This window comes from Streptomyces sp. 796.1, from assembly GCF_047525675.1.
GTDB lineage: Bacteria > Actinomycetota > Actinomycetes > Streptomycetales > Streptomycetaceae > Streptomyces.
The window spans coordinates 23,654-32,243 of sequence record NZ_JBLIWA010000047.1 but is presented as its reverse complement, the minus strand read 5'-3'; the positions used below and the strand labels follow the sequence as shown (position 1 = coordinate 32,243).

General features: G+C 76.2%; 6 protein-coding genes. 3 read left to right on the top strand and 3 right to left on the bottom strand.

Features of this window, described 5'->3' with window-relative positions; genetic code table 11:
• Positions 1 to 179 precede the first annotated feature (179 nt).
• Both pucD and ACMA1D_RS27360 read left to right on the top strand, forming a co-directional pair.
• On the top strand, positions 180 to 2,810 hold the full coding sequence (gene pucD / locus ACMA1D_RS27365) for a xanthine dehydrogenase subunit D (RefSeq protein ID WP_414726675.1): 2,631 nt from the start codon (positions 180 to 182) through the stop codon (positions 2,808 to 2,810).
• Between the two features lie 50 nt (positions 2,811 to 2,860).
• On the top strand, positions 2,861 to 4,132 hold the full coding sequence (locus tag ACMA1D_RS27360; protein WP_414726674.1) for an XdhC family protein: 1,272 nt from the start codon (positions 2,861 to 2,863) through the stop codon (positions 4,130 to 4,132).
• A 133-nt stretch (positions 4,133 to 4,265) separates the two neighbouring features.
• Here ACMA1D_RS27360 and ACMA1D_RS27355 read toward each other — a convergent pair whose 3' ends face one another.
• The 3 genes from ACMA1D_RS27355 to ACMA1D_RS27345 all read right to left on the bottom strand — a co-directional run bounded on the left by ACMA1D_RS27355 (position 4,266) and on the right by ACMA1D_RS27345 (position 7,491).
• The gene (locus ACMA1D_RS27355; protein WP_414726673.1) at positions 4,266 to 5,822 is read right to left on the bottom strand and encodes an alkaline phosphatase D family protein; all 1,557 of its coding nucleotides are present in this window, start codon (positions 5,820 to 5,822) and stop codon (positions 4,266 to 4,268) included.
• On the bottom strand, positions 5,819 to 6,400 hold the full coding sequence (locus tag ACMA1D_RS27350) for a phosphoesterase (RefSeq protein ID WP_414726689.1): 582 nt from the start codon (positions 6,398 to 6,400) through the stop codon (positions 5,819 to 5,821). The genes ACMA1D_RS27355 and ACMA1D_RS27350 overlap by 4 nt, the downstream gene beginning before the upstream one ends.
• A 170-nt stretch (positions 6,401 to 6,570) precedes the next feature.
• On the bottom strand, positions 6,571 to 7,491 hold the full coding sequence (locus tag ACMA1D_RS27345) for a LysR family transcriptional regulator (protein WP_414726672.1): 921 nt from the start codon (positions 7,489 to 7,491) through the stop codon (positions 6,571 to 6,573).
• A gap of 116 nt (positions 7,492 to 7,607) precedes the next feature.
• Here ACMA1D_RS27345 and ACMA1D_RS27340 point away from each other — a divergent pair, with 116 nt between their 5' ends.
• Positions 7,608 to 8,462 carry an inositol monophosphatase family protein gene (locus ACMA1D_RS27340; RefSeq protein WP_414726671.1) on the top strand — a complete coding sequence of 285 codons (855 nt, stop codon included), beginning with the start codon at positions 7,608 to 7,610 and terminating at the stop codon, positions 8,460 to 8,462.
• Positions 8,463 to 8,590 lie beyond the last annotated feature (128 nt).

Genomic DNA, 8,590 nt, shown 5'->3' with positions numbered 1-8,590 from the left:
GCGCGGCGGGGTGGCATCACGGGGACCCCGCGCCCCGCACGGCCGGTGACGCGGGCGACGGGGACCGGGGCGGGGACGCCGGAGACCCCGCGCCCCGCGCGACCGGTGAGGGCCCCGCAGCCCGGGCGACCGCACCGGCCCCGACCGCCCGCGCGACCGAACCGGACGGAGCCTGACCCATGCCCGCGCCCCGCCCCCCGAACGGCCCGCCCCCGGCGGGCACCACGCCCCCGCCAGGCACCACCTCGCCGGCCGGCGCCACCCCGGCCGGCGCCACCTCCAGCACCACATCACCGAGCCGCACCACATCACCGAGCCGCACCACGTCGCCGAGCCGCACCGCCCCCGCGGGCGCCACCCCCACCCACTCCAACAGCGGCAGCCCCGGCACCGTCGGGGAGTCCGCGCCCCGGCCGGACGGCACGCTCAAGGTCACCGGTGACTTCGCGTACGCGTCCGACCTGTGGCACGAGGACCAGGTGTGGGGCCACACGCTGCGCAGCCCGTACGCCCACGCCCGGATCGTCGGCATCGACGTCGGGCCCGCGCTGTGCGTCCCCGGCGTGTGTGCGGTCCTCACCCACCGGGACCTGCCCGCCGCCACCCACTACGGCCTGGAGATCTCCGACCAGCCCGTGCTGGCCGGGGACGTCGTGCGGTTCCACGGCGAGCCGGTGGCCGTCGTCGCCGCCGACCACCCGGAGACCGCGCGCCGCGCCGCCGCCCGGATCGTCGTCGACTACCGGGAGCTGACCCCGGTCACCGACGAGGCCGGCGCCCTCGCCCCGGACGCCCCGGTGCTGCACCCCGGTCGCACGGATGCGCACGCGGCGCACGTGCCGCACCCCAACGTGGTGTACCGGCAGCCCATCGTGCGCGGCGACCTGTCCGCCGCCCGGGCCAGGGCCGCCGTCGTGGTCCGCGGCGACTACTCGGTCGGCATGCAGGACCAGGCGTTCCTCGGCCCCGAGGCGGGGCTCGCGGTGCCCGCCGACGACGGCGGTGTCGACCTGTACGTCGCCACCCAGTGGCTCCACTCCGACCGGCAGCAACTGGCCCCGGTGCTCGGCCTGCCGCCGGAGAAGGTGCGCATGGCGCTCGCCGGCGTCGGCGGCGCGTTCGGCGGGCGCGAGGACCTGTCCATGCAGGCCCACGCCTGTCTGCTGGCGCTGCGCACCGGCCGCCCGGTCAAGATGGTCTACGACCGGTACGAGTCGTTCTTCGGCCACGTCCACCGGCACCCGGCCCGCCTGCACTACGAGCACGGGGCCGACGCCGCCGGCAGGCTCCAGTACCTGACCTGCCGCATCGTCCTGGACGGCGGCGCCTACGCCTCCTCGTCACCGCTGGTCGTCACCAACGCCGCCGCGCTGGGCGCCGGCCCGTACGCCGTCGACGCCGTGGCGATCGAGGCGCTCGCCCTGTACACCAACAACCCGCCGTGCGGCGCGATGCGCGGCTTCGGCGCCGTCCAGGCGTGCTTCGCGTACGAGGCGCAGATGGACCGGCTCGCCGCCGCGCTCGACCTGCACCCGGTGGAGCTGCGCCGGCGCAACGCCATGGCCGAGGGCACCGCACTGCCGACGGGGCAGCGGGTGGACTCCCCGGCGCCGGTGGCCGAACTGCTGGCGCGGGTGCGGGCCAGGCCGCTGCCGCCGGAGCGGCCGTGGGCGCTCCCGGGCGGGCGGGTGGACCTGCGGGAGCTGCCCGGTGGCCGGTCCGGGGCCACGCACGGCGAGTCGGTGGTGCGCGGCGTCGGCTACGCCGCCTGCATCAAGAACGTGGGCTTCTCAGCCGGGTTCGACGACTACTCGACGGCCCGGGTGCGGCTCCAGGTCGTTGCGGGCGAGCCGGTCGCCGCGGTGTGCACGGCGCTGGCCGAGGTCGGCCAGGGCGGCGTCACGGTGCAGGCCCAGATCGCCCGTACCGAACTCGGCGTGGAGCAGGTGACGGTCGAGCCGGCCGACACCCGCATCGGCTCGGCCGGCTCCACCTCGGCCTCCCGCCAGAGCTATGTCACCGGCGGCGCCGTCCAGCACGCGTGTGCCCTGGTCAGGGAGCGGGTGCTGGCGATCGGCCGGGCCCGCTTCGGCGCCGGCGACCCGGCGTGGGCGGCGGCCGGACTCACGCTCGCCGGCGGCGCGGTGGTCGGCGCGGACGGCACCGCCGTCGCCGACCTCGCGGACGTCCTCGGGGACGAGGTGGTCGAGGTGGAGCGGACGTGGCGGCACCGGCCGACCGAGCCGCTGGACTCGCGGACCGGGCAGGGCCGCGCCCACGTGCAGTACAGCTTCGCCGCACACCGTGCGGTGGTGGACGTGGACACCGAACTCGGCCTGGTCAAGGTGGTCGAGCTGGCCTGCGCCCAGGACGTGGGCAAGGCCCTGAACCCGCTGGCGGCCACCGGCCAGGTGCAGGGCGCCGGCGCCCAGGGCATCGGCCTCGCGGTCCTCGAAGAGATCGTGGTCGGCCCGGACGGCACGGTGCGCAACCCGTCCTTCACCGACTACCTGGTCCCCACCACGCTCGACACCCCGCCGCTCCCGGTCGACCTGCTCGAACACCCCGACCGGCACGCCCCGTACGGGCTGCGCGGCGCCGGCGAGGCCGCGACCCTCTCCGCCACCCCGGCCGTCGTCGCGGCGATCCGGGCGGCCACCGGCCGCGAGCTGACGCGGGTGCCGGTGCGCCCGGAACACCTCGTCGCACTCGACGGCCCGGGCCCGGACCCGGACCTGGGCACGGGGGCGGGTACGGACAGGGGAGCGGGTACGGCGGCCGGGGCGGGGCCGGTGCCCGATGCGGGGTAGTCGGTGCGGCGGGGCGGTGCCGGCCGCCGGACGACGAAGGAGCTGATGCCATGTTGGACATCGCCGCCGCCCTGCACGGGTGGTGCGCGCAGCGCCGTGACTTCGCCGTCGCCACGGTGGTCGCCGTGCACGGCAGCGCACCACGGCTGCCCGGGGCCGCGCTGGCCGTGGCCGCCGACGGCGAGGCGCTCGGTTCGGTCTCCGGCGGCTGCGTGGAGGGCGCCGTCTACGAGCTGTGCCGGCAGGCCCTGGACGGCGGGCACAGCATCGTGGAGCGCTTCGGCTACAGCGACGACGACGCCTTCGCGACCGGGCTGACCTGCGGCGGCGCCATCGACGTACTGATCACCCCGGTCCGCTGGGGGAGCGTCCGGGACCGGCGCGCCGCAGGTCGGGCGCGGGTGCTCGCCGCCGCGGTGGCCGCGGCGGCCGACGGGTACCCGGCCGCGCTGGCCCGGGTCGTCGCGGGGCCGCCCGAACTCGTCGGCGGCGCGCTGCTGGTGCGGCCGGGCCGCCCCGTGACCGGCTCCGTCGGCGGGCCCGCCGCCCTGGACCGGACGGTGGCGCGGGAGGCCGCGGCCCTGTTGGCGGCGGGCCGCACCACCACCCGTACGGTCGGCGCGGCCGAGGCCGGATGCGGAAGGCCGGTCACCGTGCTGGTGGAGTCCAGCCTGCCGGCGCCCCGCATGATTGTCTTCGGGGCCGTCGACTTCGCGGGAGCGCTGGTGCGGGCCGGCCGCTTCCTCGGCTACCGGGTCACGGTCTGCGACGCGCGGCCGGTCTTCGCCACGGCCCGCCGCTTCCCGGAGGCGGACGAGGTGGTCGTCGACTGGCCGCACCGCTATCTGGACCGGCAGACGACCGCACCCGGCACGGGCGGCCCGGCGGACCCGGACTACGGGCCGCACCTCGGGCCGGCCAACGGACGCGAGCAGGAAGGCGGTTCAGCCGACGGCCAGGGCAGCGCGTGGGCCCGCGGCATCGACGGCCGCACCGCGCTGTGCGTACTCACCCACGACACCAAGTTCGACGTGCCGCTGCTGGTGCGGGCGCTGCGGCTGCCGGTGGGGTACGTGGGCGCGATGGGCTCCCGGCGCACCCACCTGGCCCGGCTGCACCGGCTCCGTGAGGCGGGCCTGACCGCGCGGGAACTGTCCCGGCTGCACTCCCCGATCGGCCTGGACCTCGGGGCCCGTACGCCGGAGGAGACGGCGCTGTCCATCGCAGCCGAGATCGTCGCGGCCCGCCGCGGCGGCAGCGGCACCCCACTGACCGGCACCCACACCCCGATCCACCGGGACCTGGCGCTCCCGCCGACCTGAGCGCCGCACGGGCCGCGGGCCCCGCCCCGTACGCGCCCGCGGGCGGAGCCGTACGGGGCCCGGGCGCGGGCCCGCGGCGCCCACCGGTGTCGAACACCGACGCGCACCGGGGCCCGCCCCACGCACGGCCCCGTCAGGCGCCCCTGCGGTACTGCGCCGGCGAGTTGAGCGTCCGCCTGTCCTCGTACGCGCCCGCCTTCCCGCGGTCGATGTGGAAGGTGGTGAGCGTGGAGACCGGCGACGCCGGGTCGCGGCGGTCGCCGATGACCCGCATGTGGGTGCTCCAGCGCCGAGGCGTCACCTCGTACACGTCGTAGCCGTACCGGTTGCCCTCGAAGTACTGGAGGTGCGGGTTGGCCGCGCCCATCAGCGGGCCGTTGGTCTTGTTCCAGTCGGCGCTGTAGGCGCCCGAGGTGATCGAGTGGGCGGTGAACTCGGTGCCGATGACGGGCGACGAGGTGTCGTCGTAGTCGGGGCGCACGTCGTCCACGAACGCCGAGTGCCAGTCGCCGGTGATCACCACCAGGTCTTCGAGCTGCGCCCGCTGCACGTGCGAGAGCACCTCCTTGCGCTCGGCGAGGAAACCGTCCCACTGGTCGGTGAACATGTAGCCGCCGCCGGGCCGGCCGCGGAGCTGGCTGAGCATGATCGAGTTGGCCCAGCAGTGCCAGGCGTCGCCGGCCCGGTCCACGCCGCGCTTGAGCCACTCCTTCTGCGGGCCGCCCAGGATGGTGCCGTCCTTCAGGTTCTGCGCGGAGCGGTAGGAGCGCAGGTCGAGGATGGTGAGCTCCAGCAGGTCGCCCCAGCGCCGCACCCGGTGGATCTCCGGGTCGGGCAGCGCCGAATCGCCGGCGTCCCGGTGCGGCATGTGCTCGTACCACGCCTGGTACGCGGCGGCCCGGCGCTGCATGAACGGGGCACCGCCGCCGGTGCCGCTGTAGTCGTTGGCCACCTCGTGGTCGTCCCAGGTCAGGAACCACGGGTGGGCGGCGTGCGCGTCCCGCAGCGAGGCGTCGCCCTTGTACAGGGCGTGCCGCACCCGGTAGTCGGCCAGCGTGAACACCGGCGGCGCGTTGTGGTCGCGCACGTGGTCGCCGCCGACCGGGCCGTGCTCGTAGATGTAGTCGCCCAGGTGCATCACGAAGTCGACGTCCTCGCGCGCGATGCCGCGGTGCGCCGCGTAGAAGCCGTCGTGGAACGCCTGGCAGTTGGCGGCGGCGAAGCGCACCGCGGGGACGCGGCCCACCGGCGCGGTCTTGGTGCGGCCCACCCGGCTGCGCTTGCCCAGCGCCCGGAAGCCGTACCAGTAGTGCCGCCCGGGGTGCAGCCCGTTCACCGGCACGTGCACGCTGTGCGCGAGCGTCGCGGACGCGGCGACGGAGCCGCGCGCCACCACCCGGCGCAGCCGCGGGTCGGTCGCCACCACCCAGTCGACTTCCACGATCTCGGGCAGCTTCTGCTCGGCGGCGAGCGGTTCGGGCGCCAGCCGGGTCCACAGCACCACGCTGTGCGGCTGCGGATCGCCGGAGGCCACCCCGAGGGTGAAGGGCGCCGGGTCGTACTGGGCGCCCAGCGCCTCGGCTGCCTCCCTCGCCTGCGCGGGCGTGAGCCCCGCGCTCAGCGGCCAGACGACGTTCAGCGCACCGGCGGCGGCAGCCGCCTTCAGCAGGTCACGACGGTTGAGCTTCACGACCGGCCTCCGCGGGTGTGGGTGAGGGTGAGGGAGACGGCGTCGGCGTAGCCGTCGTTGGACGTGCCGCCGCCGGTCCGGGTGAACACCAGCAGGGCGCGGGCGGTGCGCGCGCCCGGCGGCACCGTGCCGGTGCTGGTGCGCTCCACCATGCCGGTGCGGCTGCCGCGCTCGGCCGCGGTCACCGGGCCGAGCACGCTCAGCGCCAGCGGCGTGCCCTGCGCGTCGCGGAACTCCACCGAGAGCCGCGCCCCGTCCTGCTGCCCCGCGTACCCGCCGAGCCAGCCGGCGACGGTGAAGCGCACCCGGCCCCGGTCGACGGCGTGCCGCCCGGTGCGTCCCCTGGCCGGCAGCCGCACGTCCTGCACCAGTGCGGTACGGGGCGAGTTGCCGCCGGAGAAGAACCGGCTGCCACGCGGCGTCGGGCCGGGGTCGGCGGGCGTCGGGTAGCCGGTGCCGACGTCGTACCCGATCAGCGCCGGCGCCCCCTGCACCACCCGCCAGCCGGTCACCGTCTCGACCGGCTCGGGGCTGCCGCCAGGCCCTGCCTCGGCGTCCCCATTGACCAGCAGATTCATCCGCGCCTCCAAGGTGCTGAGGTGACGCGGGTGCGTCACGCGCCAGGCATCCCACCAGCGGCGCGTGAACAGCAGTCTGCTTGTGGGGGAACGTCCGCAGTGGGCTGGCCCGGACGGCAGCGGGGGCGGGGCGGACGGTCAGCGGTGCCGGCCGGCGCGACCCGGCTGGGTCAGCCGGCAGCGGATCCGTCGGCAGCGGACATCGCCGCCCGCAGCCCGTCCCGCACCAGGGAGCGCAGCCAGGCGTGCGCCCGGTCGTCCTCGTACCGCTGGTGCCAGGAGACGTAGACCGGCACCGGGTCCGCGTCGAGCGGCAGCGGCAGCAGCCGCACCCCGAGCGTCGTGGCCACCGGGCGTGCCATCCGCTCGGGCACGGCGACCAGCACGTCGCCGTACTCGGCCATGCGCAGCGCGGCCGTGCTGGTGGGTACCGAGGCGACCACCCGGCGCTGCCGCCCCTGCGCGGCCAGCAGGTCGTCGACGGGGTCCCTGAGCCGGCCGCGGCGGGAGACGGTGACGTGGTCGGCGGCGGCGTACGCGTCGAGCGTGAGCCGGTCCCCGTACGGCGCCCGCGGCCCCACCGCGACCACGAGCCGGTCCTCGGCGACCTGTTCGTAGCGGATTTCGGGCAGCGCCGGCCGGGCCGCGCTGACGGCGAGGTCCACCCGGCCGTGCCGCAGGTCGGCGGTGTCCGTGGGGGCCTCGGCCAGCATCCGCAGCCGCACCCCGGGCGCCTGCCCGCGCACCGCGTGAAGCACCGCCGGGCCCACCGCGTGCGTGATCGTGTCGTGCCACTGGAGCGTGAACTCCCGCTCCAAGGTGGCGAGTTCGAGGTGTTGGGCGGGGGCGAGCACGGCGTGGGCCTGCTGGACGATGCGGTGCACCTCGGCCCGCATGGCCAGCGCCCGCGGGGTGAGCGTCATCGTGCGGCCGGTGCGGACCAGGATCTGGTCGCCCGTCGCCCTGCGGATGCGGCCCAGCGCCCGGCTGACCGCCGGCGCGGTGAGCTGGAGCCGCTGGGCGGCGCCGGTCACGCTGCCCTCTTCCAGTAGGGCGTCCAACGCGGTCAGCAGATTCAAATCCAGTTGCATGGCAGTCATCTTAGGCGTGCCGAACTTGCATTTGACGACAATCCAGCCGCCTTCCTAGCGTGGCAACTACCAGGAAAAGCACCCCAGTTGGGCCATCGGCCCGAAGGGAGACAGCCATGTCCACGTACTCGGAGAACGCCGCCCGCCCGGCGTTCGACCAGGCCGACAACCCCCATCGCGCCGCGGACCGCGCCCTGCTCGCCGAGGTGGTGACGGCGGTACGGGCCGCCGGCGCCGCGGTGCACGCCAGGTTCGCCGCGCCGCAGCGGCTGACCGGCCTGACGGCCGTGCTCGACGCGCTGCACGCCAACGACCTGGCCTCGCTCCGGCCGCTGCGCGCGCCCCTGGAACGGCTGCGGCCCCAGGCGGGCTGGATCGAGGACGAGTTGGACCGCGGCCCGCTGCCGGACGGCGAGTGGTGGATCACCGACCCGGTCGAGGGCAACATCAACCACGTACACGGCATGGCCGACTGGTCCGTGACGGCCACCCTGGTCCGCGACAACCAGCCCGTCCTGACCGCGGTGCACGTCCCGCTCACCGGGCAGACGTACACGGCGGTACGCGGCGGCGGCGCCCACGTCGACGGCTGCCCCCTGCGGACCAGTGCCAAGACCGAACTGGCCGCCGCGTACGTCGCCACCGGACAGGCCGCACCCGGCGAGGACGCGGCCACCCTCGACCGGATCGGCGCCTCCTACGCGGCCCTGCTGCGGCACGCACTGGTCGCCCGGGTCGCGGTGCCCGCCACCATGCAGTTGATCCAGGTGGCGGCCGGGCAGTTGGACGCGTTCTGGCAGTACAGCGACGTTCGTTCGGGGCTGGTGGCGGGCGGGCTGCTGGTCGCCGAGGCGGGCGGCACCGTCACCGACACCGAGGGCCGCCCGTGGCACCTCGGCAGTACGGACTTCCTGGCCGCGGCCCCGGCCCTGCACCCGGCCGTACGCGCGGCCCTCGCGGAGGTGCCCTGACCCGGAGAGGCCGCGCCGCGCCGCACCAGGCCAGCCCCCACCCCGTACGCCAGCCCCACCCCGTACGCGCCCCAGCGGGAACGCACCGCCACCCCGCACCCCGCAACCTGCACCCCGCGCCCGCGCCC